Raw genomic sequence first — 25552 nt, forward strand, 5'->3', positions numbered from 1 at the left:
CGCGCGCGATTCCCATCAAGAATCGTGCCAATGCGGTGGCGCTACTGATAGGCCGAGTGTGCGCCTGCGAAAAGACCGCATTTGGGCGATTTACCCGGTCAGTAAACAATCTGTCGCATATGATGCGTCGGATTTGGGAAATGTTGTGTTCAATTTTCAGGCAATGGGTGCCTGAAAATTGTGCATGAAGTTGTGTGCGTAGGGGCGGACCCTCCCATTGGTCCATGATGGCTAGCGAAGCAAAGACCCCCGGGGCAGCATATGCTGCCCCGGGGGTCTTCGCTTCGCTAGCCATGACGAATTTGACGGGTTAGAGCCGCAGGCCCGCCGTCTCGTCGAGACCGGCCATGATGTTGAGGTTCTGCACCGCAGCGCCGCTCGCGCCCTTGCCGAGGTTGTCGAGGATCGCGACGAGGCGCGCCTGCGAGCCGTCCTTGGCGCCCAGAACGCGCAGGGTGAGGGTGTCGACGGGCTCCATCGAGGCGCGCAGCAGCAGTTCGTCGGGCTGGTCGGTCTCCACCTTCACGACTTTGCTGCCGGCGTAGAACTCGGCCAGAGCGGCGCGCAGGGCGTCGGGCGATCCGGCTTGCGGCATCATCGAGAGGTGCAGCGGCACTTCGACGAGCATGCCGCGATGAGCGGGCACCACGGCGGGGGCGAAGATCGGATCGTGGCCGATGCCGGTCTGTGCCTTCATCTCGGGCACGTGCTTGTGGCCGAGGGCCAGGCCGTAGGCGCGGAAGGCGATGTCGGTGTCGTCCTCGAAGCGCGCGATCAGCGCCTTGCCGCCGCCCGAATAGCCCGACACGGCGTGACACACGTAGGGCCAGTCGGCAGGCAGCAGTCCAGCACGCACCAGCGGGGCGACCAAGGCGATGAAGCCGGTGGGATAGCAGCCCGGATTGCTGACGAAGCGGGCCTGCGCGACCGTGTCGTGGCCGACGATCTCGGGAAAGCCGTAAGTCCAGCCTGCCGCGACGCGGTGGGCGGAGGAGGCGTCGATCACGCGGGTACGCGCGTTGGCGATCATGCCGACGGCGGCCTTGGCGGCATCGTCGGGCAGGCACAGGATCACGACGTCCGCGTCGTTCAGCGCCTCGGCCCGCGCGGCGTCATCCTTGCGGCGATCATCGCTGAGCGTGATCAGCGAGAACTCGCTGCGCCCGGCGAGCCGGTCGGCGATTTCGAGGCCGGTGGTGCCTGCCGCACCGTCGATGAAGACGCTGGTGGTCATGCCGCTTCCAGATCCGAGAGAGCTACGTAGCCGACCGCGCCGTCCTCGCCCAACTGGCCCCAGGACCACTTGCCGGCGATATCCAGCACGTTGAAGGTTTCCCCGCAGGCAGGTCGGCGATGACTTCCGCATCGTCGCGGCCGAAGACGCGCAGGATCGCGCCGGACTTGAGCGCGCGCGGCATCGGCACGGCATAGTGCGGCACGAAGTAGCGGCCCGCCAGCTTGATGTGGGCAAGGTCGCCGCGCACGGGCAGGCAGCCGGGATCGGCGCTCACGCTGGGGCCGGTCATGGCCAGCATTTTCTGGGACCCCATGCCGTCCGTCTGGTCAGGGCGAGTATACGAATCCACAGATGCCAACGCGGGTGCGTCTCCAAAGTCAAAGATGGGCGCGCCTAGCCGAGACACGGGATTTTCGCAAGGTTACGAGTCGGGACGCCGTCCTTCGCGAGCGAAACGGGCTGCTGAACCTTCCCTCGTCATTGCGAGCGTAGCGAAGCAATCCAGGGTCGCGCAAACCGCTCTGGATTGCTTCGCTACGCTCGCAATGACGAAGTCGGGTCATCGGTTTTCAGCCGTAGCGCGTCTTTAGCATGTGCCATGCCGCGCGCAGGCCGCGCGCTTCGCCGCCCTTGGGACGGCCCGCCTTCGCGGTGGGGCGCCAGGCGAAGGTATCGAAGTGGGCCCAGTCCACGCCCTTGGGGACGAAGCGGTCGAGGAACAGAGCGGCCGTGCTGGCGCCCGCGAAACCGCTGGAACCGGCGTTGTTGATGTCGGCGACGTCGGACTTGAGGTACTCGCGGTAGCCTTCGTGCAGGGGCAGGCGCCAGCACGGGTCGTCCACCGCCTTGCCCGCCGTGAGCAGGGCGTCGGCCGTCGCATCCTCGCGGGTGAAGAGGGCGGGGAGGTCGGGGCCGACCGCGACGCGGGCCGCTCCTGTCAGAGTGGCGAAGTCGATGATGAATTCGGGGCCCGCCTCACCCGCGCGAGTGAGCGCATCGCCGAGGATCAGGCGGCCTTCGGCGTCGGTGTTGCCGATCTCGACGGTGATCCCGGCACGGCTGCGCAGGACGTCGCCGGGCCGGAAACTGTTGCCCGAGATCGCGTTCTCCACCGCCGGGACCAGCACGTGCAGGCGCACCGGCAACTGGGCGCTCATGATCAGGCGGGCGAGAGCGAGGGCGTGGGCCGCGCCGCCCATGTCCTTCTTCATCAGCAGCATGCCCGCGGAGGGCTTCACGTCGAGGCCGCCCGAATCGAAGCAGACGCCTTTGCCGACCACGGCGATGCGCGGGTTCTTCGGGTCGCCCCATTCCAGTTCGATCATGCGCGGCGCGTGGCTGCGGCCCGCGGCGCGGCCGACCGCGTGGACCATCGGGAAGTCGCGCTCCAGCACCTCGCCGCGCGTGACGCGGATCTCGGCGCGGAAGGCCTTGTGCAGCGCTTCGGCCTCGGCCTCCAGCTGGGCAGGGCCCATGTCTTCGGCCGGGGTGTTGACGAGGTCGCGCACCAGCATGACCGCCTCGGCCTCGGCAGTGAGAGCGGCGATCTGCGCGGGTTCGCCGGTCAGGAGCAGGCGCGGGCCGTGGTCCTCGGCGTCGGCCTTGTAGCGGTCGAAGCTGTACTGGCCGAGAATCCAGCCGAAGATCGCCGCGCCCGGCTCGCCGCCAACACGGCGGTAGGTCCCGGCGGGCAGTTTCTCGGCGAGTTTCGCCATGCACCAGCCGCCGAGCGTTCCGGCGTCGGCCACGCCTGCGGCCACGCTCCAGCCGTCGCCCTCGGGGAGAATGACGTATTCCCCGGCACTTGCGTCGAAGCGAGCGGCCTCCAGCACGGCGCGCTGGGGAACGGTGAGGCCTTTCGTGAATTTCTCCAGTCCGTCCTTGTCGACGAGATGGATGGAGACGGCCTGCTGGCCGCGATCGGGCTGGATCAATGCGTTCTTGTCGCTCATGGCCTGATTCTCTAGCCTCCACCCGAGCCCGAGTGCGAGAGGAATTTTGATGCGATACTCCGGTATGGTTGTTGTTCTGGCATTTGCCGCCGCTGCGTGCAGTGGATCGGGCGACAGCGATCCACAGCCGAGCGCCACGGCGGTGGCCAGCGAAGAGGCGCTGCCGATGGCCTCCACCGAAGCGCCCTCGGAAGCGCCCGCCGTGAAGGGGCGCTCGGAAAAGGAGGAGAACGACCTTTACGAGTTCGGCTATTCCTATCCCGACGCGGCGGCAGCGCTACCCGGCCTGCGGGCGATGCTCGACCGGAAGCTGGACGATACCAAGGGCGAACTGGTCTCCTCCGCACGCAGCGACAAGGCGGAGATGACCAAGGACGGCTTCCCCTATCACGCGCATTCGATGCAGGTGGACTGGAAGGTGGTCACCGACTTGCCGGGCTGGCTGTCGCTGTCCTCGGAGATGTACCAGTATAGCGGCGGCGCGCACGGGATGAGCGGGTTCGATACCCTGCTGTGGGATCGCGGCGCCGACACGGCGCGCAAGCCGATGGACCTGTTTACCAGCCAGGACGCGCTGCGTGATGCCTTGCGCACCCCGTTCTGCGACGGGCTCGACAAGGCTCGCGCGGGCAAGCGGGGCGAGCCGGTCCAGCGCGACAGCGGGCAGATGTTCACCGAATGCATCGACCCGACCGCGCAGACGCTGATCCTGGGTTCGACCAACCGCAAGACCTTCGATCGCATCGGCGTGCTCGTCGCGCCTTATGAGGCCGGGCCTTACGCGGAAGGCAGCTATGAAGTGACGGTGCCGGTGACGGGCAAGGTGATGGCCGCGCTCAAGCCGCAGTATCGCTCGGCCTTCTCGGTGAAACCCTGATCTCGCAATTTCACCCCGGATGCGCTATCTGGGGCGGATGACCGAATACCAGATCGTAGAGCCCGGCCAGGAAGCGCTGCTGCGCGACGGCACCATCAAGCTGCATGGCCCCGACGGCTTCGAGGGCATGCGCCGCGCCGGCGCGCTCGCCGCGAAGATCCTCGACGAAATCGCGCCGATGGTGCAGCCGGGCGTCTCCACCGCGGAGATCGACGACAAGGTGCGCGAACTGACCCTCGCGGGCGGGGCGGTCCCGGCGACGCTGGGCTATCGCGGCTATGCGCATTCGTGCTGCATCTCGATCAACCACGTCGTCTGCCACGGCATTCCGTCGGAAAAGACGCTCAAGGACGGGGACATCGTCAACATCGACGTCACCCCGCTGCTGGACGGCTGGCACGGCGACACCAGCCGCATGTACCTGGTCGGCGACGTGCCGCTGAAGGCACGCCGTCTGGTCGACGTGACGTATGAGTGCCTGATGATCGGCATCGAGCAGGCGAAGCCCGGCAACCGCGTGGGTGACATCGGCGCTGCCATCCAGGCTTATGCCGAGGCGAACCGCTACGGCGTCGTGCGCGAGTTCTGCGGCCATGGCCTCGGCCGCCTGTTCCATGACGCGCCCGAAGTGGTCCATGCCGGTCGCCCCGGCACCGGCCCGCTGCTCAAGCCGGGCATGTTCATGACGATCGAGCCGATGATCAACCTCGGCAAGCCGCCGGTGAAGCTGCTGAACGACGGCTGGACGGCGGTGACCCGCGACAAGTCGCTCTCGGCGCAGTTCGAGCACTCGATCGGCATTACCGAGGACGGCTGCGAGATCTTCACCACCAGCCCCAAGGGCCTGCACAAGCCACCTTACACCTGACACCTCGTCGTCCCGGACTTGATCCGGGACCGCTGGCCATGAACGGCCTCCCTTGCTGCGCGTGGCTGCAATCTATCGCCTAAAGATTTGCCAGCGGTCCCGGATCAAGTCCGGGATGACGAGGTATCGCCCCGGCGCGGGCCTCGTGGATGACCCGGCGCGTATGGCGTGACAGTCTCCCTCGAAACGAAGAGGGAGAGTGATGGTGGCTGACCTGTCAGGCGGTATCCCGGTCGAGCGCGAATTCGTCGTGGCCGAAAAGCCCGACGACGGCATCCGCGATGCGGTCAACGTGTGGATCGAAGAAGAGAACGGCCTCTTCGCCATGCGCGTGGGCGTCGAGGCGGTCGGCGCGCAGTGGGACCGGCACGAACTGTGGCTCGACATTGCCTTCGCCGACGGGCGCCTGTGGTCGCGGCGCGGCGCGGGCGAGCCGCATTCCCCTACGACGCGCAAGGCAGGCCCACGGTGCGCGGGACTGGTCCGGTGCGCTTCGAATGCGCGGAGCCGTTCCGCCGCTGGACGGCTGCCTTCGATGGGCCGGTGGCGCGGACCAGCGCGCAGGAAATCCTCGACAACCCCGATTTCGCCGAAACCGCGTGGAGCAAGGTCGCCTTCACCGTCGACATGGAGATGGCCGCGATCCCTTGGGAGCCGGGCACGATCCTTCCCGAAGCAGCCGAGGCGCTCGGCGGCAAGCAGGGCGACTACATGAGCCCGCGCTACGAGCAGCTGTTCCGCTGCAGCGGCACCCTCGTCATCGATGGCGAGGAGCGCGCGTTTCGCGGCAATGGCCTGCGCATCCGCCGAACGGGTTTCCGCGCCTTCGCGGGATTCTGGGGGCACTGCTGGCAGTCCGCCGTGTTCCCGGACGGCCGCGCCTTCGGCTTCAATTCCTACCCTGTGCGCGAGGGCGAGCCGCCGAGCTACTCGGAAGGCTGGATCATCGAGGACGGGGTGCGCACCGGCGCGCGGCCGGTGGTGATCCCATGGCTGCGGCGACTGGTGACCGGCGGCGAGGACGTGTCCTGCGTGCTGGAGACGGTGGACGGGCGCCGGGTGGAGATCGGAGGGCGGACCTTCGCCAATACGCGCTCTCGCGGCGGGCATGTGCTGCCGCCGGACTGGCCCAAGGACTGGCCGATCGTCCAGCAGGCGCACGCGGTCTATACGTGGGACGGCGTCGAAACGACCGGTATGGTCGAACGATCGAGCAAGCCCAGCGCGATGGACATATCCTGATCGCGACCCGCGAGCGAAACGAAGCAACCGGCAGGAGCGCCGCAGCGCCCCTGCCGGCATGTGTCTTAGAAGTCGGCCGAGATCGACGCCTTGATGGTGCGCGGCTGGCCCTGCAGCACCGAGTTCGCGAACGTGTCGAAGGCCGAAGCCCAGTAGCGCTTGTTCGCGACGTTATCGACGTTGAGGCGCAGCGTGACCGGCACGTCGCCCGCCGCCAGCACGTAGCGGGCGCCGAGGTTGAAGATCGTCCAGTCGGGGATGCTCAGGGTGTTCTGCGCATTGACCCACTGCTTGCCGGTATGCGTGACGCGCCCGGTCAGGGTCAGGCCCTCGACCATCGGGGTGTCCCATTCGAGGTTGGCGTTGGCGGTCCAGTCGGCGACGCCCTTGGCATCCTTGCCCTCGGTCAGCGGATCGTTGGTACGGCGCTGCTTGGCATCGTTGACCGCGACGCCCGAGATCAGCCGCAGGCCGGGTGCCAGTTCGCCGTTGACGGTGAACTCGACGCCGCGATTGCGCTGTTTGCCGAACAGGCCGTAGTATACCAGCGTGTCGTCCGGGTTGTCCGGGGTTGCGTCGATCGACAGGATGTTGGGCTTGTCGATCTGGTAGAGCGCTAGGCTCAGGAACACCGGGCCAACCTTCAGCTTGCCGCCGAATTCGTACTGCTTGGTCTTGTAGGGCGGGATCACGTCCGGATAGTTCACCGCCGTCACCGGCGCGCTGGAGCCCTGCTGCAGCGCCTCGATGCGGTTGGCGTAGAGCGACAGCCCCTCGAATGGCTTGACGACGATGCCGATGATCGGGGTGATCGCGTCGTCTTCGTACGTGGTATCGAGCGAGCCGTCGAAGGCGAGGTAGCTCTTCACCTTGATGTTCTGGAGGCGCAGGCCGCCGGTGATCTGGATTCGGTCGTCCCACAGGCCCACGGTGTCGGAGGCGTAGATCGACCACAAGCTGGTGCGCGAGATCGGGAACGGATCGTCTAGGTCCCCCCACCAGCACCGAGTTCGGCAGGGCGATCTGCTGTACGTCGTAGAAGTTGTTCGCGACGCCGGTGAAGTCGCTGCCATAGCGGAAATCGTAGGCGTTGCGGTTAACCTGCCAGCTCATGCTGGAGCCGAAGTTGAACTCATGCGTGACCGCCGAGCCCAGCTTGACGCGGCCGCCGAAGTCCACCGCCTCGTTGTTGTCGGTGCGCGGCACGTAGAGCGCGGTGAGGAAGCCCGCGCCGGTCATCGCGTTGCTGACCGACTGGCCGCCGTAGATGCCTTCTTCCGAGCCGTCGCGCGCGCCGGCCTTGGCATAGAGCATGAATTCGTCCGACACGTCGTATTCGACGTTCAGGATGCCGAACAGGTCGCGCAGCTTGGTGTAGGTATAGTCTTGTGCGTAGTTCGCATCGGCCTTGGGCACGCGCGGCATCGTCGCCGAGTTGATCGTCACCTTGGGGCGCAGGTTGTCCACGCGAACCTGCTGGTAGGCGAGGTCGAGCGAGACGCGCAGCGGGCCGCCGTCATAGTCGAGGCCGACGCCCAGCACGCGGGTGCGGCGGTCCTCGCCGTCGATGCCGAGCTGGCCGTCCTGATAATTGCCGTTAACGCGCACGCCGAACCGGCCGTCGCTGGAGCGGCGGGCCACGTCGAAGCTGCCCGACCAGTGCGAGATCCGAGGTGTAGCCGAAGGTCACGCGGTTGAGCGGCTGGTCGCCGGCGCGCTTGAGCATCAGGTTGACGCTGCCGCCAAGGCCGGAGCCGCCCGGCGCGGCGCCGTTGAGGAAGGCGCTGGCACCATTGAGAACCTGCACGCTCTGGAAGAGTTCGGGTGCGATCAGCTGGCGCGGGGTGATGCCGTAGAGGCCATTGAGGCCGACGTCGTCGCCGTAGAGTTCGAAACCGCGGATCACGAAGCTTTCGGCGGCGTTGCCGTAACCGTAAGTGGTGCGCACGGTGGGGTCGTTGTCGAGCACTTCGCCCAGCGAGCGCGGCTGCTGGTTGAGGATCAGAGTCTCGTCGAAGCTGCGCACGTTGAAGGGCAGGTTCTCGGCCGCCTTGTTGCCGAGCACGCCGGCGCTGCCGCCGTCGTCGACATGGGTGGCGTTTACGCGCTGCGCGAGGACGATGATGTCATCGCTCGCGGGCTCCCCACTTGCGGTCTGCGCCATGGCAGGCGCCGCGACCAGCATGCCGGTGCACCCCAGCATCAGAGCGAACTTGAACTTCATGAGAATTTCCCCTGCTTGCGATCGTGCCGCACTCGATTGCATCGGCGGCTAACGGGAATGCGGATCATTCGCAATAGCAACATTTTGCGACAGGTTCGTTTTGACGGAAATGTTGCAAAACGGCATCGCAGGCAGGAGGCGTCTGAAGTCGCCGGAAAGCGGGGGTTGACGGGCCATGGAGCACAAAGGATTTGCGCTGCTCACCGATGTTGCGGTCGCGACAAAGCTGCCGGTGCGGCTCGGCTCCATTCGCAATTGCGAAAGCTTACGCCGCCTAATTTCAGGCCACTAGAACGAGACGACGGCCTCGCCGATGGCGTTCCACACTTCGTCGAGCTGGTCGTCGGTGATGCAGTAGGGCGGCATCACGTAGACGGTATTGCCCAGAGGGCGCAGCAGCACGTCGCGGCTGCGGAAGAAAGCCATGAGTTCGGGCGCGAGGCTGTCCATGTAGCCGCCGGTGCCCATCGTACGCATGTCCAGCGCGGCGATCGTGCCGAGCGTGCGCGGGTTGTCGAAGTGGCAGAATCGACCCAGTTTCTCCAGCCAGGCCGACTGGCGGCGGGCGAGGTCGTCGATGCATTCGCGTACCGGCTCCTCGGCCCAGATGGCGAGGTTGGCGGCGGCGGCGGCGCAGGCCAGCGGGTTGGCGGTGTAGCTGGAGGAATGGAAGAACATCTTCGCGCGGTCGGTGGACCAGTGCGCGGCGAAGATTTCCTCGGTCGCCATCGTCACGGCCAGCGGCAGCGATCCGCCGGTCAGGCCCTTGGACAGGCACAGGATGTCGGGCACGATGTCGGCCTGTTCGCAGGCGAGCAGGGTGCCGGTGCGGCCCCAGCCGGTCATCACCTCGTCGGCGATGAACAGGACGCCGTATTTGCTGCAAATCTCGCGCATCGCCCGCAGCGTTTCCGGGCCGTAGACGAGCATGCCGCCCGAGCCGAGGATCAGCGGCTCCAGAATCAGCGCGGCGATGTCGCCCTCGCGGCACAGGGCTTCGAGCGCATCGAGCGTATCCTGCTCGGCTCCGGCGGCGGGGTAGGGAATGCGGCCGACGTCGAACAGCAGCGGCGCGTAAGGCTGGTTGAACACCCCGCGCGCGCCCACCGACATCGCGCCGATGGTGTCGCCGTGGTAGGAATGCTCCATCACCACGATGCGGTGGCGCGCTTCGCCTTGCGCATGCCAGTAGCCAAGCGCCATCTTCAGCGCGACCTCGACGCTGGTGGAGCCGCTGTCGGAGAAGAACACCCGCGTCAGTTCGCTCGGCATGATCGCGGTCAGCCCGGCGGCGACCTGCTCGGCGGGTTCGTGCGTCCAGCCCGCGAAGATCAGCTGGTCGAGCTTCTGGGCTTGTTCGGCCACAGCGGCCATGATGCGCGGGTGGCAGTGGCCGTGCGTGGTCACCCACCAGGACGAGATCGCGTCGATCACCGTGCGCCCGTCCGCCGTGTGCAGCAGCGCGCCTTCGGCATGGGTGACGAGCGGGATCGGCTCGCCGAGGCCATGCTGGGTGAAGGGGTGCCAGACGGGGGAGGCGGCCAGAGAGCCAGAACGCGGCAGGGTCACGCGAAGTCCTCCAGGCGGAAGTTGGCGGCGAAGGCGGCGGCCAGCGTCTGTGGCGTCAGCGGATCGAGGCGGGGCAGGCGGCCGAGGCGCTTGACGTTGCCCATGGCGCAGATGGTGGCCTCGCTGTCCTCTTGCGGCTCGCCGACGAAGGCGACGCCGAGCACGTCCACACCGCGCGCGCGCAAGGCCTCGATCGAAAGCAGCGAGTGGTTGATCGTGCCGAGCATCGTGCGCGCCACCAGCACCACCGGCGCGCCCCAGCGGGCGAACTGGTCGGCGTAAGTCTCGGTGCGCGAGATCGGCACCAGCGCGCCGCCCGCGCCCTCGACCACCAGCGGTCCGTCGACTTCCGGCAGGGCGAGGCGGGCGGTGTCGATGGTCACGCCGTCGATCTCGGCGGCGAGGTGGGGGAGCAGGGCGTGGTCAGGCTATAGGCCTCGGCCAGCACCTTGCCTTCGGGCAGTCCGCCGAGGAACCCGACGCGCTGGGCGTCGGGGCCTTCCTCCTCGATTCCAGCCTGCACCGGCTTCCAGTAATGCGCGCCCAGCGCCCCGCCAGCGCGGCGGCGAAGACGGTCTTGCCGATGCCGGTATCGGTGCCGGTCACGATCAGGGTGCGCTGGGTCATTGGGGGCTCACGTAAGGAAATGTCGGGGCGCGGCGCAAGTGGCAGGTCACCACCTCGTAAGTGACGTTGCATCCGCTTTGGGCGAACCGCGCCATCACCGCGCGCAGCTGCGCCGGGTTGAGAGGCCGGTGCGAAGGCGCGGAAGTGCCTGCGCCGATGGCCTTGACCGCACGTAGGAAGGCGCGCGGATCGAGGTGGGTTTCGGTCACGTCCTCGACCAGCAGCGTCTCGGGGGAGAGCGTCGCGAAGGCCTCCACGGGGGTAGGCGGGAGTGCCGGGGGCGATCCCCTCGGCCTCGTGCGCGGCGCGCCATTCTTGGAAACTGCGCGGTCCCAGCGTGGTGACGACGAGGTGGCCGCCGGGCGCCAGCCACTGCGACAGGCGGGCGAGGGCGGCAGGCGTATCGTCGAACCACTGCACCGCAAGGCTGGAGCAGATGAGGTCGAAAGGCGCGCCCTCGGGGGTGCCATGCTCCCCGTCGAGGGTGGCGAAGCGCAAGGTGCGCACGTCATCAGCAGCAATAAGCGCGGCGCGGCAACGCTCCACCATTTCGGGCGCGATGTCGGTGACCAGCCAGTCGCCGCCGATGCCCTGATCGATCAGCGCGGAGGTCAGGAAGCCGGTGCCGCAGCCGATCTCCAGCACGCGCGGCGCGGGCGGAAGGTCGAGCGCGGCGATGCGCGCGGCGAGGGTCGTGGCGACCTCGCGCTGGATGCGGGCATGGCCGTCGTAGTCGGGTGCGGCGGCGAAGGCGCTGCGGATGCGCTCGCGGCGGCTCATGCGAGCATCCCCGAATGGCGGGGGCGCACAGCTGCGGGGCTTGCAGCGGCAGGAGATGGCCGCCCGCTTCGTGGTCGATGCGGCGGACCTGCGCCCCGATGAACGTGGCGGCGCGCATCTCGGGCGGGAGCAACGGGTCGGCGCCGCCGTGGATCGCCAGTATCGGCACGTCCGGCAGCGACGGGGCGGCGTCGCGCAGGCGCAGGAGGTCGGCGGCGAGCGCTGCGGGGTCGATTTCTCCGAAGGCCCCGGTGGAGCCGCAGGTCTTGCGGAACTCGGCGAGCACGCCGCGCTGGTCGGTCTCGAAGCGGCGCAGCATGCGGTCGAGTACGCGTACCGGGACGCCCGGTCGGCCTGGAACGGCGGTGAACCGCTCGAACCCGTTGATCGCCACGATTCCCATGAGGCCCGGCGGCGGGGCAGCGAGGACGCGCATGGTGCCGAAGGAATGGGTGATTGCGAGGCAGGGGCCTTCGACGGCAGGCTCATGCGGCGCGCCGAAGTAGCCGCGATCGTCGCTGACGTGTGCCCACTCGGGCAGCAGTGCGGCGAGCGGTTCCCAGAAATGGCGATCGAAGCCCCAGCCGTGGGCGAACAAGAGCTTCACCGATGTGTCTCGATCGCGGCGAGCAGGGCGTCGATGTCGGCCTCCGAATGCCCGGCGCGCAGGGCGAGGCGCAGGCGGCTGGTGCCGGCCGGCACCGTCGGCGGGCGGATCGCGGAGGCGAGGAAACCTGTCGCCTCCAGCCTTGCGGAGAGCGCCATCGCCTCGTCCTCCGGCCCGATCACGGCGGGCACGATCTGGGTCGAGGACGCGCCGTGATCGAGGCCAAGGCGGGCCAGCCCTGTGCGCAGCCGGTCGCCCAGTGCGGCGAGGTGCGCGCGCTCGGCGTCCATGCCCGGCAGCAGGTCCAGCGCGGCGTCCACCGCGCCCAGCACGGCGGGCGGCGGGGCGGTGGTGAAGATGAAGCCGCTGGCCGCGTTGGTCAGGTAGTCGATCAGCACACGCGATCCGGCCACATAGGCGCCGAAACCGCCCAGCGCCTTGCTGAAGGTGCCCATCACGAGGTCCACCTTGCCCGGCACCAGCGCCGAAAGCCCGCGCCCCTCGGGGCCAAGCACGCCGGTGGCATGGGCCTCGTCGACGAACAGCGCGGCGTCGTGGCGCTGTGCGATATCGGCGAGGCGCACCATGTCGGCGCGGTCGCCGTCCATCGAGAACACGCTCTCGGTCAGGATCAGGCGGGCGGGGGCATCCGCGCCCTTGTCCGCCAGCAGGGTTTCGAGGTGGCCCAGGTCGTTGTGGCGGAAGCGGTGCTGGCGCACGCCCGCCATCGCGATTCCCGCGTGCATTGAGGCATGGATCAGGCGGTCGGTGAACACCGCGACGCCCGGAATCGCAGCCAGCAGCGCCGGGATCGTCGCCGCGTTGGCCTGCCAGCCGCTGGCGAAGATCAGCGCCGCCTCGCAGTGCTTGAACGCAGCGATGCGCGCTTCCAGCGCAAGGTGCGCCGCGCTCGTCCCCGTCACCAGCCGTGAGGAGCCGGAGCCGGAACCGTCCCGCGCGGCCCACTCGGCCGAGCGCTCGACCAGCAGCGGGTGGCGGGCGAGGCCAAGGTAGTCGTTGCTGGAAAAGTCGAGCATCGTGCGCCCGGCGCGCTCGATCCGGCCGCCGGGCAGCAGGGTCGTGGCGCGCAAGGTCCGGCGCTGTCCGGCGCGGGTAATGCGCTCCAGCGCTGCCTCGAGGTGTGAATCGAGCCGGCTCATGCCTCGCCCGGTATGGCAAGCGGGTCCTTGGCACAATGGGCGGTTTGTCCGGGGGAGGTATGAAGGGGCGTCCGGCGAGGTTTCGGCGATCGTTTCCTCTCTCCCACGGGGCCTTGCCGGATCCCTTTTTCGTCATTGCGAGCGCAGCGAAGCAATCCAGGGCGGCGTGGCACTGCCCTGGATTGCTTCGCTGCGCTCGCAATGACGGGGGTGGGGAGAGTGGAACCACTCGACCCCGGCCACACCGCGCGATAAGGCGCGTTTCATGGACCTCGAAATCGACATCGAAGAACCCTGGGACGCCGCGACCGACTGGGCCGATCTCGCGCAGGCGGCGCTGGAAGCCCTCGTCACCCTCGCGCCCGAGCTGGACAACGAGCGCCTCACCACCAGCCTGCTGTTCACCAGCGACGCCGAAGTCCACGTCCTCAACCGCGAATGGCGCGCCAAGGACAAGCCGACCAACGTGCTCTCGTTCCCCATGCTGGAGCGCGAGGCCCTGCTCGATCTGGACGAGGACGGCCCGCCCGAAATGCTCGGCGACCTCGCGCTGGCGTGCGAAACCTGCACGCGCGAAGCGGCAGAGAAGGGCATTCCGGTCGAACACCATGCCACGCATCTCATCATCCATGGCCTGCTCCATCTGGCGGGCCACGATCACGAGACGTCGGACGAGGATGCCGAGGCGATGGAGGCGCTCGAAACAAAGGCACTTGCAGTTTTAGGCATTCCCGACCCATATGGGGACCGCACTGCAGCAACAGGGATTTAACCGTACGATGGCCGACAATGGCCGCCACGCCGACTCCGGTTTCGGAGAAGGGGACAGTACCAACACGCTTTGGCGTGCATTCAAGCGGCTTTTCCACGCAGAGGGCGACCAGTCCCTGCGCGCCCAGCTTGAGGAAGTCATCAACGAGCACGAAGGTGAGGCCAGCGGCGCGCTGACCGGCGATCTCTCGCCGATCGAGCGGCAGATGCTGCGCAACCTCCTGCATTTCAGCGAGCACGATGCCGACGACGTCGCCATCCCGCGCAGCGAGATCGTGGCGATCCCCGCCTCGGCCAGCTGGGCCGAAGTGGTGGAAGCCTTCGCCGAGCATGGCCACAGCCGCATGCCGGTCTACGGAGAGACGCTCGACGCCATCAAGGGCATGATCCACATCAAGGACGTGTTCCCGCTGCTGGCCCGCAGCGCGCCCCCGCCCGAGGACTGGACGACGCTGATGCGCCAGCCGCTCTACGTCCCGCAATCGCGCGGCGCGCTGGATGTGCTGGCCGACATGCGCGCCCAGCGCATCCACCTTGCGGTCGTGATCGACGAGTACACCGGCACCGACGGCATCATCACCATCGAGGACCTCGTCGAGGAGATCGTCGGCTCGATCGAGGACGAGCACGATGATGCGCCCGAGGAATTGCTGGTTGCAATCGACGCAGGTATGTGGGACGCGGACGCCCGAGCCGAACTGGACGATGTGGCCGAGCGGATCGACCCGCGGCTGGCCGAAGTCGAGGAAGCGGTTGATACTCTCGGCGGCCTGGCTTTCGTGCTGGCCGGACAAGTGCCCGAAGTGGGCGCGGTCCTGGACCACGAAAGCGGCTGGAAGATCGAGGTGACGGACGGCGACGAGCGGCGCGTGACGCGCCTGCGCCTGCATCCGCCCGTGGAAGAGTTGGAGAGCGAGGCCGAATAACCGCTGTCGCCGGACCCTCCGGCGGCGGCCATAACCGAGTGAAAAGACCGCAATAGTGCCAGTACGTCGTCTACCTCCCCTGCGTGCGCTCGAAGCTTTCGTGCGCGTGGTGCGTCTCGGTTCCGCCAAGGCGGCAGCCAACGAGCTGGCGCTCAGTCCCTCGGCCCTGTCGCGCCGCGTCGCCGCGCTGGAGGACTTCACCGGCAAGCGCCTGTTCACCCGCCAGCACCAGGCGATGAAGCTGACCGACGAGGGGCAGGCGTTCTACACCGCGATCGCGCCCAAGCTGGAAGAACTCGCCGAAGCGGTCGAGGCGCAGATCGATCGCGGCCAGGTGCTGCGCCTGCATCTGGGCGTGCCTTCGCTGTTCGGCGGCCAGCGGCTGTTCCCGCGCCTCCCCGAACTGCGCAAGCTGCATCCGCGCCTGCACATCGACATCGACACCGGCGCGCATCTGGAAGACCGCGTCGGCGATACGCTGGACGCCGCGATCATCCTCGCGAAGGAGCCGGACCCGCAGTATTACCGGGTGCAGCTCGATCACAACAAGGTCTACGCGATCACCTCGCAGGCGCTGGCCGAGGAACTGGGTCCGGTGCCGGACGAGGCGAAGCTGTCGCGCCAGACGTTCCTGATCCATCAGGACCTGCCCGACAGCCTCGATGCGTGGAAGCGCGCGATCGACCTGCCCGATCTCGACCCGGCCTCGGTCGACCGCTTCGATCCCGGCCAGCTGGTGCTGGAGGCGGCGGCGCAGGGTCTGGGCATCGCGATCATGCACGACGACCACTTCCGCCGCTCGCACGATACCCGCCTCGCGCGGGTCTACGACATCGAGGTGGAGAGCCCGTACCGCTACTGGTTCGTGTGTCGCCCCAAGTCGCTGGAAGCGCGGCCGGTGCGCATCTTCCACGAATGGCTGCTGCAAGCGGGGCTTTGACGCCCTCCGCACACTGATCGTCATTGCGAGCGTAGCGAAGCAATCCAGAGCGGTTTACGCGGCTCTGGATTGCTTCGCTACGCTCGCAATGACGGGGCTATCGCGACCAACCGTCATTTTCATTTTTCCCATAGCGGCGAACGGGATATGCCCTGCGGCGTCCCGTTCGTGCGGGCTTGTGGGAGTATCTCAGATGCGTTTCGTCCTTACCGCTTGCGCCGCCCTGCTGGCGTCCGCTTCGCCTGCTCTTGCAGCCGAGCCCGTAGCTGCCACCGACCCGGCGCGTCTTGCCGCTGCGAAGCAGACGGTCGACTACGTGTTCCCACTCGGGACCTATGGCCGGATCATGAACGGCACGATGGACAAGATGATGGATTCCATCATGGATTCCATGATGCAGATGCCGCTCAAGGACCTTGCCGGGATCAGCGGCGTCGATACCGAGAAGCTGGGCAGCGGCACCATGGCGCAGATCATGGAGATCTACGACCCGGCCTTCAAGCAGCGCATGTCGGCCACCACCCGTACGATGATGACGGACATGATGGGCCTGATGACCCAGTTCGAGCCCGACATCCGCGACGGTCTGGCGAGCGCCTACGCCGGGCGGTTCGACGCGAAGCAGCTGCAGGAGATGAACGCCTTCTTCGCCACGCCGACGGGCAAGGCCTACGCCGCGGATTCCTACATCATCATGATGTCGCCCGAGGTCATGAACAGGATGCAGGCGCTGATGCCCCGGCTGATGAAGGAAATGCCGGTGATCATCGACAAGGTGAAGGCCTCCACCGCCGATCTGCCCGCCCCGCGCAAGTACGCGGACCTCAAGAGCGCCGAGAAGGACAAGCTGGCCGGGCTGCTCGGCATTTCGCGCAAGGAGCTGGACGACGGCGAGGCGAAGAAGGCGGCGGAGTAACAAGCCCACCCCGTCCGGCTAGGCCCTGCGGGCCAAGCCTCCCGGCCCTCCCGCAAGCGGGAGGGCAATCACGGCCTACTCCCCTCCCGCTTGCGGGAGGGGCGAGGTGGGCCTTTCTCTTAAGCGTCCGGCCCCTCGTAAGCCTCGACGATGCGGCCGACGATCGGATGGCGCACCACGTCCGCTGCGGTGAAGCGGGTCACCGCGATGCCGTCCACGCCCTCCAGCCGGGCGACCGCGTCGGCTAGGCCCGAGTGGCGATCGCCGCCGGGGATATCGACCTGGCGCGGGTCTCCGCACACCACCATGCGGCTGTTCTGGCCGAAGCGGGTAAGGAACATCTTCATCTGCTCGCGCGTGGTGTTCTGCGCTTCGTCGAGGATGACGAAGGCATCGGCCAGCGTGCGGCCGCGCATGAAGGCGATCGGGGCGATCTCGATCTCGCCGTTGGCGAGGCGGCGTTCCACCTGCTCGGGCGGCATGCAGTCGTACAGCGCGTCGTAGAGCGGACGCAGATACGGATCGACCTTGTCCTTCATGTCGCCGGGCAGGAAGCCCAGCTTTTCGCCCGCCTCGACCGCCGGGCGCGACAGGATCAGGCGCTGGACCGAGCCGGTCATCAGCTGGCTGACGGCCTGCGCCACCGCTACGTACGTCTTGCCGGTGCCTGCCGGGCCGAGCGCGAAGATGACGTCCGACTTGGCGAGCTGGCGCATGTAGTCGATCTGCGTTGCCGAACGCGGCACGATCGTCTTCTTGCGGGTGCGGATCATGATCGGCGGCGCGCCTGCGTCACCAGTGATGATGCCTTCGAGGGTGGGTTCGGTGCTCATGGCGATCAGGGATTCGATGGCGCCGGAATCGAGCGCCTGCCCCATCTCCAGCCGGTGATACATGCCCTTGAGCGTGTCGCGCGCGCGGGCGACGGCATCGTCCGGCCCTTCGATCTGGATCTTGCTGCCCCGGGCGGAGATGTACACGCCGAGGCGGTTCTCCACCTGCACCAGATTTGAATCGAATTGCCCGAACAGGGCTCCCAGCAACACAGGTTCGTCGAAATCTATTTCGACACGCGCCCGACGGTGGGTTTCGGGGCGGAATTGTGCCGGATCGACGGCACGGGCTGCTTTGCGGGCCATGTGCTCCTTTCATGCGAGATTGATGTCTCGTTCTACCGTGAAGATGGCTCCACAGGGCGCGCCCCGCAAGGAGGTTTCTGCAAAATTTCCTGCGTTTCGTCGGGGATAACTGCGCGTTTCGGCGCTCCGGCACGCAACTGTCGCAAGGGTGCGACACTTATGTCCCCACGCTGCACGCCGCATTCCCGGATCGTTCAGGAGCGCGCGGGCAGTTTCCAATCAGAAGGCCGGATACGGCTCTTGAGAAGAAGGAGAATACTGGTGCGCAAGTTCTTCATGATTGCCCTGGCTGCCGGTGTAGCCCTGCCGACCGTCGCGGTCCCGACCATGGCCTCGGCCCAGAGCGCCCGCGAAGTCCGTGACAGCGCCCGCGAGGTCCGCCGCGACGAGCGCGACTTGCGCCAGGCCCAGCGCTACGGTGACCGCCGCGACGTCCGCGATGCCCGCCGCGATGTGCGCGACTCCCGCCAGGAACTGCGCGAGGACTGGCGCGACTATCGCCAGTCGCATCGCAACGACTTCCGCCGTCCGGCTTACGTCGGCCCGCGCGGCTATCGCTATCGCCCGGTGGCGGTCGGCTACCGCTTCCAGCCCGCCTACTACGGCGACCGCTACTGGGTGCGTGACTATGCCCGCTACCGCCTGCCCGCCCCGCGCGCCGGCCATCGCTGGGTCCGCTACAACAACGACGTGGTCATGGTGAACACCCGCACCGGCCGCGTGGTCACCGCGCACAACGGCTTCTTCTGGTAAGAAGCACACCCCCTTGCAGGAAGAGCCCCGGAGCGCGAGTTCCGGGGCTTTTTCGTGGATGCCCGCCTTTCGTCATTGCGAGCGCAGCGAAGCAATCCAAGGCGGTTTGCGCTGCCCTGGATTGCTTCGCTGCGCTCGCAATGACGAACCTGTGTGATCTTGACTCGCCGTTGGCGGACAGGCTCGACTACGCCGAAAGCCACTCACGCAGTGCCGCGTTCACCGCTTCCGGCCGCTCCATCGGCGCCATGTGGCCGCATTCGGGGATCGTCACCAAGGTCGCACCCGGCACGGCCTGCGCGATCGTGCGCGAATAGTGCGGCGGCGTGGTGCGGTCATCCTCGCCGACCAGCACCAGCGTCGGCACCGCGATCGCACCGAGGCCCGGCAGCGGATCGGCGCGGGCGATGATCGCGCCTTGCTGCCGTTCGAACGCCTCGATCCCGACGCGCATGGCCATCGCCACCACCGCATCGCCGATCGCCGGATCGGCCTGCGGATGGACCAGCAGGCCAAGGCTGCCGCGCAGAACTTTCTCGAAGCCGCGTTCCCGCGCGGTCCTGACGGCAGCGCGGCGGACGGCGGCATAGTCGGGCGCATCGGCCGTGGCGCTGGTGTCGAGCAGGGCGAGCCGCGTGACTCGCTCCGGCGCGCGGGCGATCACTTCCATCGCGACGTAGCCACCCATCGAGAACCCCGCGAGCGCGAAGGTATCGGGCGCATCGTCGAGCAGCCGCTCAGCCATGGCGGCGATCGAGCCGTCGCTGAGCGTATCGGCGACGGTCATGTCCGCCACGTCCGCCAGCGCGGCAGTCTGGGCGCGGAAGACCTCCGCGTCGCAAGTCAGGCCGGGGATGAGGACGAGTGGCTGGCGGCCCGAATTTACAGCGTTCACGCCACCTCTGCGGTCAGCGGCACCGCACCGAGGCTGTTCGGCCCGGCGCTGGTGATTGCGACGCGCACGATCTGGCCGACCTCTGCCTCTCCGGTGAAGTGGACCGACTGCAGCCACGGCGACTTGCCGAGCCACTGGCCGGCATGCTTGCCCTTGCGCTCCACCAGCACGTCGCAGGTCTTGCCGACCGTCGCGGCGTTGAACGCCAGCTGGTCACGGTTGAGTGCCGACTGCAGGCGCTGCAGCCGCTCGTCCATCACGGCGGCGGAGACCTGGTCGCCCATCGTCGCGGCAGGCGTACCGGGGCGGGGCGAATACTTGAAGCTGAAGCACTGCGCATAGCCGACCGCGTCGACCAGCCCCAGCGTATCCTCGAATTCGGCATCGGTCTCGCCGGGGAAGCCGACGATGAAGTCGCCCGACAGCGCGATGTCCGGCCGCACCGCGCGCACCCGGTCGAGAATCTTGAGGTAGCTCTCGACCGTGTGGCTGCGATTCATCGCCTTGAGCACGCGGTCGTTACCCGCCTGCACCGGCAGGTGGAGGAACGGCATCAGCTTGGCGTTCTCGCCGTGGGCGTCGATCAGGCCCTGCGTCATGTCGTTTGGGTGGCTGGTGGTGTAGCGGATGCGCGCCAGTTCCGGGATCGCCGCCAGTTCGCGCGCCAGCCCGTCGAGGCCGACTGTCTGCCCCTTGGCGTTCTCGCCGGTCCAGGCATTGACGTTCTGGCCGAGCAGCGTGATCTCGCGCGCGCCGGCCTCGACCAGCAGCTTCGCCTCGTCGATCAGCGCGGCATAAGGGCGCGAGACTTCGGCGCCGCGGGTATAGGGCACCACGCAATAGGTGCAGAACTTGTCGCAGCCTTCCTGCACGGTCAGGAACGCCGTGGGGCCGGACCGCTTGCGCCGGGGCAGGGCGTCGAACTTGGTCTCGGCGGGCATGTCGGTGTCGGTGACGCGCTCGCCCGCGCTGGCGGCGCGGACCATCTCGGGCAGGCGGTGATAGGCCTGCGGGCCGACAACCATCGTCACGGCGGGCGCGCGGGCCATGATCTCCTCGCCCTCGGCCTGCGCGACGCAGCCGGCGACGGCGATCATGGGTGACGATCCGTCCTCGCGGTCCCAGTTCTTCACGAGGCGGCCGATGTCGGAATAGACCTTCTCCGCCGCCTTCTCGCGGATGTGGCAGGTGTTGAGCACGACAAGGTCCGCCTCCTCGCCTTCCGGCGCGGCGGTGATGCCCTGTTCGGCGAGCAGTTCGGCCATGCGGTCGCCGTCATAGACGTTCATCTGGCAGCCGAAGCTCTTGACGCGGTAGGTCCGGGGAGTCGCAGTCGTTTGCATCGCGCGCCGTTAGCGCAAAAGGGTGGGTTTGGACAGGGGGACTGCCTTTTATCCTCCCTGTCGCGCAGCGATGGGGAGGTGGCAGCCCGCAGGGCTGACGGAGGGGTTCCTCCCCTCCACCACTCGCTACGCGAGCGGTCCCCCTCCCCATTGCTTCGCAACAGGGAGGATACACAAGATGTGCAACGGCGCGCTTACGGCTCGCCCGCTTTCCTACAGACCGCCCGCTCCGATAGATTACTCCCATGCCCCGCCCGAACCTCCACGGCCGCACAAGGTTACACCGCAAGGTGACACATCCCCCTCACAAGGTGACACATTCCCCGCAAAATGTGTCACCTTACCCCCGCAAGGTGACACTTTCCGGCCCAAGGTGACACCTTTCCCCTCTGGACCGTGTCAACGGTGTAAACCTGTCACCTTGCAGCGCCCTGTTTCCCTTCTTCCATACTTGGGCTATCCGCGCGCGTCATGAGCACTACGCAGACCCTTTACGCCGCCTTCGCAGGCCACCTTTCCGCCGCGCTCGATGCGCTGGAAGCAGCGGGCACGCTGCCGGGCGGCCTCAAGCGAGGCGCGATCACGGTCGAGCCGCCGCGCGATCCTCGCACGGCGACCTCTCGACCAACGCCGCGATGGTGCTGGCCAAGCCCGCCGGCCTGAAGCCGCGCGATCTGGCCGAGGCGCTGGTGGCGGAGCTGTCGAAGCTCGATTCGGTGACGTCTGCCGAGATCGCAGGGCCGGGCTTCATCAACCTGCGCCTCTCTTCCGCCACGTGGCTGGCCGAACTGCGCGCGATCGCCGATCTCGGCGTGGATTACGGTCGCTCGACGATGGGCGGCGGGACCACGGTGAACGTCGAATACGTCTCGGCCAACCCGACCGGGCCGATGCACATGGGCCACTGCCGCGGCGCGGTCGTCGGCGATGCGCTGGCGACGCTGCTGGAGTTCGCGGGCCACAAGGTCACCAAGGAATACTACGTCAACGATGCCGGCGGACAGGTGCAGGTGCTCGCCCGCTCGGCGCACGTGCGCTACCGCGAGGCGCTCGGGCACGACGTCGGCGCGATCCCCGAGGGGCTCTATCCGGGCGAATACCTGGTGCCGGTAGGCCAGCAGCTCGCCGCCGAGTTCGGCGAGACGTACGCTGCCGCACCCGAGTCGGAATGGCTGGCGCTGTTCCAGAAGAAGGCCGTCGCCGCGATGCTGGTGATGATCAAGGACGACCTCGCGCTCCTCGGCATCCACCACGACCTGTTCTCTTCGGAGGCCGAACTGCAGGCATCGGGCAAGCCCGACGAGGCCGAAGCCTGGCTGCGCGCCAAGGGCCTCGTCTACGACGGCGTGCTCGAAGCGCCCAAGGGCAAGACGCTGGAGGACTGGGAAGCGGTCGAACTGCCGCTGTTCAAGTCCACCGCGTTCGGCGACGATCAGGACCGCCCTATCAAGAAGTCGGACGGCACCTGGACGTACTTCGGTGCCGACCTCGCCTATCACTTCCAGAAGGCCCAGAGCGCTGACGCCCTCGTCGATATCTGGGGTGCGGACCACGCGGGCACCGTCAAGCGCATCAAGGCCGCGGTGGCCGCCATGACCGGCGCCGATGGCGAGCCGACCCCGTTCGAGATCAAGCTGGTCCAGATGGTCCAGCTGCTTCGCGACGGCGAGCCGGTGAAGATGTCCAAGCGTTCGGGCAACTTCGTCACGCTGGCCGAAGTCGTCACCGAAGTGGGCAAGGACGTGGTGCGCTTCACCATGCTGACCCGCAAGCCCGAGGCGCAGATGGACTTCGACTTCGCCAAGGTCGTCGAGGCCAGCAAGGACAACCCCGTCTTCTACGTCCAGTACGCCAATGCCCGCGTCCACTCGACGCTGCGCAAGGGACTGGCCGAGGGTGGCTTCACTCCTCGGGCGAGCACGTCGAACTGCTGGGCGACGAGGAACTGGAACTGGTCAAGCTGGCCGCGCAGTTCCCCCGCATCGTCGAGGCGGCCGCTGCCGCCCGCGAGCCGCACCGCATCGCCTTCTACCTCGGCGACGTCGCAGCAGCGTTCCATGGCTACTGGAACCTCGGCAACGACAGGGTGGAAAAGCGGTTTGTTAACGCGCAGGATGCAAAGCTGACGGGTGCGCGGCTTTTCCTGGCGGCGCAGATCGGGCAACTTGTCCGCAACGGCCTGGCTCTGCTCGGGGTCGAGGCGGTGGAGGAAATGTGATCCATGGCAGGCGCTGACGACGGCTATTTCCCGAAACCGGAGAAGAAGAACCCGGTGTTCGGTTCGGGCAAACAGGGCAGCCCCTACTTCGAGGAGGACGGCGATGCCTCCGCCTCGGCCGCGTTCGGCGCCACCGCGCAGCAGTTGCAGCTGGAGGAGGACGTGCGCCTCCCCTGGCTGGAAGGCGACGACGAGGGTTATGAGGAAGAGCGCTCCGGCATCGGGCAGGGCGTGCTGCTGGGCGCGCTCGGCCTCGTCGCGCTGGTGGTCATCGGCGGCGGCGTGGTCTGGGCGATCAAGAGCCGTCCCGAGCAACCGCTGGTCGCAGACGGCGGCGTGATCGCCGCGCCCAAGGCCCCCTACAAGGTCAAGCCCGACAATCCCGGCGGCGAAGTCGTCGAGGGCACCGGCGACACCAGCTTCGCGGTGGCCGAGGGTCAGTCACGCCCGGTCCAGATCGACAAGAGCGACGATACGCCCGCGCCGGGCTTCCGCACGACTGCCGAGCCTGCCGAAGCCAAGCCGACCGACAAAGCTTCCGCGGCCGCTCCGGTGGTCAGCGGTGTCGGTGTGCAGGTCGGCGCCTATGCCTCTAAGGAGGCGGCGGAGGCCGGGTGGAACACGCTCAAGACGCAGTACGAACCGCTCGGCAGCATGAGTCACCGCGTGGTTCAGGGCAAGGCGGACATCGGCACCGTCTATCGCCTACAGGCCGTCTCCGGCGACGGCGCGGCGGCACGGGCCTTGTGCTCGGGCATGAAGGCCGCAGGGATGAGCTGCCAGGTCAAGAACTGATTGCTCGTCGTCCCGGCGCAGGCCGGGACCGCTGGCCGGGACCAACCCACCTTGCGGCGCGCGCAGCGAGTTCGCGCCTAAAGACCGCCACCGGTCCCGGATCAGGTCCGGGACGACGGATGGTTTTTACGCCCCCTCCGAAGCCTCCGGCGCCGGTTCCTCAGCCGGCGCGGTCGGCGCGAGCGGGCTCGGCTGATCGACCGAGTGGCCGGTCGAGATCCTGCAGCCGGTTCGGCTCCAGCATCGCCGTCGTCTCGAGCAGGTCGAGCGCCTTCTGCGCGGCTTCGTAGCGGCGCGCATCGGCGATCCAGTTATCGGCCGCTTCGGCGCCGGGAAGCCGCTCGACCTCGCCGATGGCCGAATCGATGCGCTTGGCGGTTAGCATCAGGCGGGCGCGTTCGATGCGGGCGGTTGGATTGGCGAGCGCGGCCGAATCGCGGCGTACCACGAAGAGCGAGGTGATCTCCTGCCGCGTCCGCTCCCACAGGCTGCGGTTGGCGGTGCTGACCGTCAGTTCCGGCGACAGCGCTTCCAGCCGGGCGCTCAGCGCGTCGATGGTGACCGGGTTGGCGGCGAAGTCCACCAGCGTCTGCACCGCGCGCGGCTGGGCGTTCATGAAGCGCAGGCGCAGCTGGTCCGCAAGATAGCCGAGCGGCTCGCCGCGATCGACCATGCGGCGGGCGGCGAAGGCGATCAGCAGGCCCTCGGCGCGCCCGGCGTTGCCGGCGGCGGCGCTGGTCTGAAGGTCGATGCGCGACATGCGATCCTCGATCATCGCAAGGCGCCCCTCGACGGTGGCGATCTGCGACATCTGGGCGGCGGGCGGCGCAGGCCTGGGGCCGGGTTCGGGTGCCGCCGTCAGCGTCGCGGTGTTCGCGGCGTCGAGCAGGGTCGGCAGGTAGCCGCGCGTCGCCAGCCAGGCGACGAGCCCGGCGCCGATCACGAAGGCGATGAGCGCGACGAACAGCGTCATGCCCGCCGAGCGGCGCTGCGGAGGAACGCCGGGAGGGGCGGAAGGGATGTCCTGCATCAAGTCCTTGTCGTCGCGGTTGCTGTCCGTGGGCCGGTGTCTTGGCACATCTGCTGCGCCAAGGCCAGCAATGCGGCGTCGTCAGGCCGGGCGGCGCTGCGCACTTGCGCCCAGCCTTCCCCGGCGCGCGCGGCGACCCTCGGGCCGATCGCGGCGAGGCGGATGCGCGAGCGCGGGATAGCGGCCTCGTCGCAGACCTGTGCGAAGCGCGCGGCCGCCTCGCCCGAGTGGAACAGGGCGAGCACGGGGTCGGCCAATGCCTCGATCAGCGCGGGCGGGGTGGGCAGGGCCTCGCTGGCGTAGACCTCGCGCGTGAAGATCGTGACGTCCTCGGGCACGTCGAGCGTGGTGCGCTCCCGCCCGGCGAGGCGCAGCAGGCGGTGGTGTCCGGGCTGGAGCACGCCGAGCAGGTTCTGCAGTCCGCCATGGCCGGTGGCGGCGACCTCCATTCCGGCTTCACGCGCGGCCTGTGCGGTGGTTTCGCCGACGCAGTAGGCGGGCAGGCCGCGATAGGCCGCAATCTGAGGTCCACCATGGCGCAGGGCATTGGCGCTGCCGAGCAGGAGCGCGTCGACGGCGTCACGTGGGGCGGGCTCCCATACGAGGGGCGCACTGCGAACAGCGGGAAGGCCAGTGCCTCCAGCCCGCGTTCACGCGCTGCTGCCAGCGTGGCCAAGGCACCG

22 protein-coding genes and 3 pseudogenes are annotated in these 25552 nt (G+C 67.8%); 10 read left to right on the forward strand and 15 right to left on the reverse strand.

Going from position 1 to position 25552, the window contains the following annotated elements:
- Positions 1 to 310: 310 nt before the first annotated feature.
- The 3 genes from argC to KZO24_RS00815 all read right to left on the reverse strand — a co-directional run bounded on the left by argC (position 311) and on the right by KZO24_RS00815 (position 3189).
- Positions 311 to 1234, reverse strand: a complete 924-nt coding sequence (gene argC / locus KZO24_RS00805; protein ID WP_271180951.1) for an N-acetyl-gamma-glutamyl-phosphate reductase — start codon at positions 1232 to 1234, stop codon at positions 311 to 313.
- A complete protein-coding gene (locus tag KZO24_RS00810) occupies positions 1231 to 1323 on the reverse strand; it encodes a hypothetical protein (protein WP_486486727.1) in 93 nt (30 codons plus the stop codon). The genes argC and KZO24_RS00810 overlap by 4 nt, the downstream gene beginning before the upstream one ends.
- A 483-nt stretch (positions 1324 to 1806) precedes the next feature.
- Positions 1807 to 3189, reverse strand: coding sequence for a leucyl aminopeptidase family protein (locus tag KZO24_RS00815; RefSeq protein WP_486486728.1), 1383 nt, complete (start codon positions 3187 to 3189; stop codon positions 1807 to 1809).
- A gap of 49 nt (positions 3190 to 3238) precedes the next feature.
- Between KZO24_RS00815 and KZO24_RS00820 the strand changes: the two genes are divergently transcribed.
- Both KZO24_RS00820 and map read left to right on the forward strand, forming a co-directional pair.
- Positions 3239 to 4066 carry a DUF4163 domain-containing protein gene (locus KZO24_RS00820; RefSeq protein WP_036525992.1) on the forward strand — a complete coding sequence of 276 codons (828 nt, stop codon included), beginning with the start codon at positions 3239 to 3241 and terminating at the stop codon, positions 4064 to 4066.
- Between the two features lie 37 nt (positions 4067 to 4103).
- The gene (gene map / locus KZO24_RS00825) at positions 4104 to 4934 is read left to right on the forward strand and encodes a type I methionyl aminopeptidase (protein ID WP_271180953.1); all 831 of its coding nucleotides are present in this window, start codon (positions 4104 to 4106) and stop codon (positions 4932 to 4934) included.
- 217 nt (positions 4935 to 5151) lie between these two features.
- Here the strand turns inward: map and KZO24_RS00830 are convergent, their stop codons facing one another.
- Entirely contained in the window at positions 5152 to 5373 is a 222-nt protein-coding gene (locus KZO24_RS00830; protein WP_486486729.1) for a hypothetical protein, read from the reverse strand.
- A gap of 29 nt (positions 5374 to 5402) precedes the next feature.
- Between KZO24_RS00830 and KZO24_RS00835 the strand changes: the two genes are divergently transcribed.
- On the forward strand, positions 5403 to 6176 hold the full coding sequence (locus KZO24_RS00835; RefSeq protein ID WP_486486730.1) for a hypothetical protein: 774 nt from the start codon (positions 5403 to 5405) through the stop codon (positions 6174 to 6176).
- A gap of 65 nt (positions 6177 to 6241) precedes the next feature.
- Here the strand turns inward: KZO24_RS00835 and KZO24_RS00840 are convergent, their stop codons facing one another.
- From KZO24_RS00840 to KZO24_RS00865, 6 genes and pseudogenes are all read right to left on the reverse strand, one after another.
- Positions 6242 to 7132 carry a TonB-dependent receptor gene (locus tag KZO24_RS00840; protein ID WP_486486731.1) on the reverse strand — a complete coding sequence of 297 codons (891 nt, stop codon included), beginning with the start codon at positions 7130 to 7132 and terminating at the stop codon, positions 6242 to 6244.
- A 641-nt stretch (positions 7133 to 7773) separates the two neighbouring features.
- Entirely contained in the window at positions 7774 to 8400 is a 627-nt protein-coding gene (locus tag KZO24_RS00845) for a TonB-dependent receptor plug domain-containing protein (RefSeq protein ID WP_486486732.1), read from the reverse strand.
- A 288-nt stretch (positions 8401 to 8688) separates the two neighbouring features.
- On the reverse strand, positions 8689 to 9945 hold the full coding sequence (locus tag KZO24_RS00850) for an adenosylmethionine--8-amino-7-oxononanoate transaminase (RefSeq protein WP_271180979.1): 1257 nt from the start codon (positions 9943 to 9945) through the stop codon (positions 8689 to 8691).
- Between the two features lie 20 nt (positions 9946 to 9965).
- Positions 9966 to 10596 (reverse strand): annotated as a pseudogene (bioD, locus tag KZO24_RS00855) (dethiobiotin synthase).
- 348 nt (positions 10597 to 10944) lie between these two features.
- Positions 10945 to 11865 (reverse strand): annotated as a pseudogene (locus KZO24_RS00860) (methyltransferase); the annotation flags it as partial.
- 114 nt (positions 11866 to 11979) lie between these two features.
- The gene (locus KZO24_RS00865) at positions 11980 to 13143 is read right to left on the reverse strand and encodes an aminotransferase class I/II-fold pyridoxal phosphate-dependent enzyme (RefSeq protein ID WP_271180959.1); all 1164 of its coding nucleotides are present in this window, start codon (positions 13141 to 13143) and stop codon (positions 11980 to 11982) included.
- A 265-nt stretch (positions 13144 to 13408) separates the two neighbouring features.
- Between KZO24_RS00865 and ybeY the strand changes: the two genes are divergently transcribed.
- From ybeY to KZO24_RS00885, 4 genes are all read left to right on the forward strand, one after another.
- Positions 13409 to 13915: an rRNA maturation RNase YbeY gene (ybeY, locus tag KZO24_RS00870; protein ID WP_271180960.1), complete on the forward strand. Its 507-nt coding sequence runs from the start codon at positions 13409 to 13411 to the stop codon at positions 13913 to 13915.
- Positions 13916 to 13922: 7 nt separating this feature from the next.
- Positions 13923 to 14840: a hemolysin family protein gene (locus tag KZO24_RS00875; RefSeq protein WP_008831117.1), complete on the forward strand. Its 918-nt coding sequence runs from the start codon at positions 13923 to 13925 to the stop codon at positions 14838 to 14840.
- Between the two features lie 55 nt (positions 14841 to 14895).
- Complete coding sequence (locus KZO24_RS00880) at positions 14896 to 15780, forward strand: LysR substrate-binding domain-containing protein (RefSeq protein ID WP_486486733.1); 885 nt, start codon at positions 14896 to 14898, stop codon at positions 15778 to 15780.
- Positions 15781 to 15973: 193 nt separating this feature from the next.
- On the forward strand, positions 15974 to 16696 hold the full coding sequence (locus tag KZO24_RS00885) for a DUF2059 domain-containing protein (protein WP_271180961.1): 723 nt from the start codon (positions 15974 to 15976) through the stop codon (positions 16694 to 16696).
- Positions 16697 to 16815: 119 nt separating this feature from the next.
- Here the strand turns inward: KZO24_RS00885 and KZO24_RS00890 are convergent, their stop codons facing one another.
- Complete coding sequence (locus KZO24_RS00890) at positions 16816 to 17835, reverse strand: PhoH family protein (protein ID WP_036525997.1); 1020 nt, start codon at positions 17833 to 17835, stop codon at positions 16816 to 16818.
- A 261-nt stretch (positions 17836 to 18096) separates the two neighbouring features.
- Between KZO24_RS00890 and KZO24_RS00895 the strand changes: the two genes are divergently transcribed.
- On the forward strand, positions 18097 to 18588 hold the full coding sequence (locus tag KZO24_RS00895) for an RcnB family protein (protein WP_370424920.1): 492 nt from the start codon (positions 18097 to 18099) through the stop codon (positions 18586 to 18588).
- Positions 18589 to 18775: 187 nt separating this feature from the next.
- Here the strand turns inward: KZO24_RS00895 and KZO24_RS00900 are convergent, their stop codons facing one another.
- Both KZO24_RS00900 and miaB read right to left on the reverse strand, forming a co-directional pair.
- Positions 18776 to 19483 (reverse strand): alpha/beta fold hydrolase, encoded by a 708-nt coding sequence (locus KZO24_RS00900; protein WP_271180962.1) that lies wholly within the window; start codon positions 19481 to 19483, stop codon positions 18776 to 18778.
- Entirely contained in the window at positions 19480 to 20826 is a 1347-nt protein-coding gene (gene miaB, locus KZO24_RS00905) for a tRNA (N6-isopentenyl adenosine(37)-C2)-methylthiotransferase MiaB (RefSeq protein WP_271180963.1), read from the reverse strand. The genes KZO24_RS00900 and miaB overlap by 4 nt, the downstream gene beginning before the upstream one ends.
- A gap of 471 nt (positions 20827 to 21297) precedes the next feature.
- Between miaB and argS the strand changes: the two are divergent.
- A pseudogene (gene argS / locus KZO24_RS00910) lies at positions 21298 to 23044 on the forward strand (arginine--tRNA ligase).
- Between the two features lie 3 nt (positions 23045 to 23047).
- Positions 23048 to 23839 carry an SPOR domain-containing protein gene (locus tag KZO24_RS00915; RefSeq protein ID WP_271180965.1) on the forward strand — a complete coding sequence of 264 codons (792 nt, stop codon included), beginning with the start codon at positions 23048 to 23050 and terminating at the stop codon, positions 23837 to 23839.
- Between the two features lie 160 nt (positions 23840 to 23999).
- Here KZO24_RS00915 and KZO24_RS00920 read toward each other — a convergent pair whose 3' ends face one another.
- Both KZO24_RS00920 and KZO24_RS00925 read right to left on the reverse strand, forming a co-directional pair.
- Complete coding sequence (locus tag KZO24_RS00920) at positions 24000 to 24869, reverse strand: hypothetical protein (protein WP_486486734.1); 870 nt, start codon at positions 24867 to 24869, stop codon at positions 24000 to 24002.
- Entirely contained in the window at positions 24869 to 25432 is a 564-nt protein-coding gene (locus KZO24_RS00925) for a uroporphyrinogen-III synthase (protein WP_486487199.1), read from the reverse strand. The genes KZO24_RS00920 and KZO24_RS00925 overlap by 1 nt, the downstream gene beginning before the upstream one ends.
- Between the last annotated feature and the right edge of the window lie 120 nt (positions 25433 to 25552).

The organism is Novosphingobium sp. NFX11 (assembly GCF_057376415.1).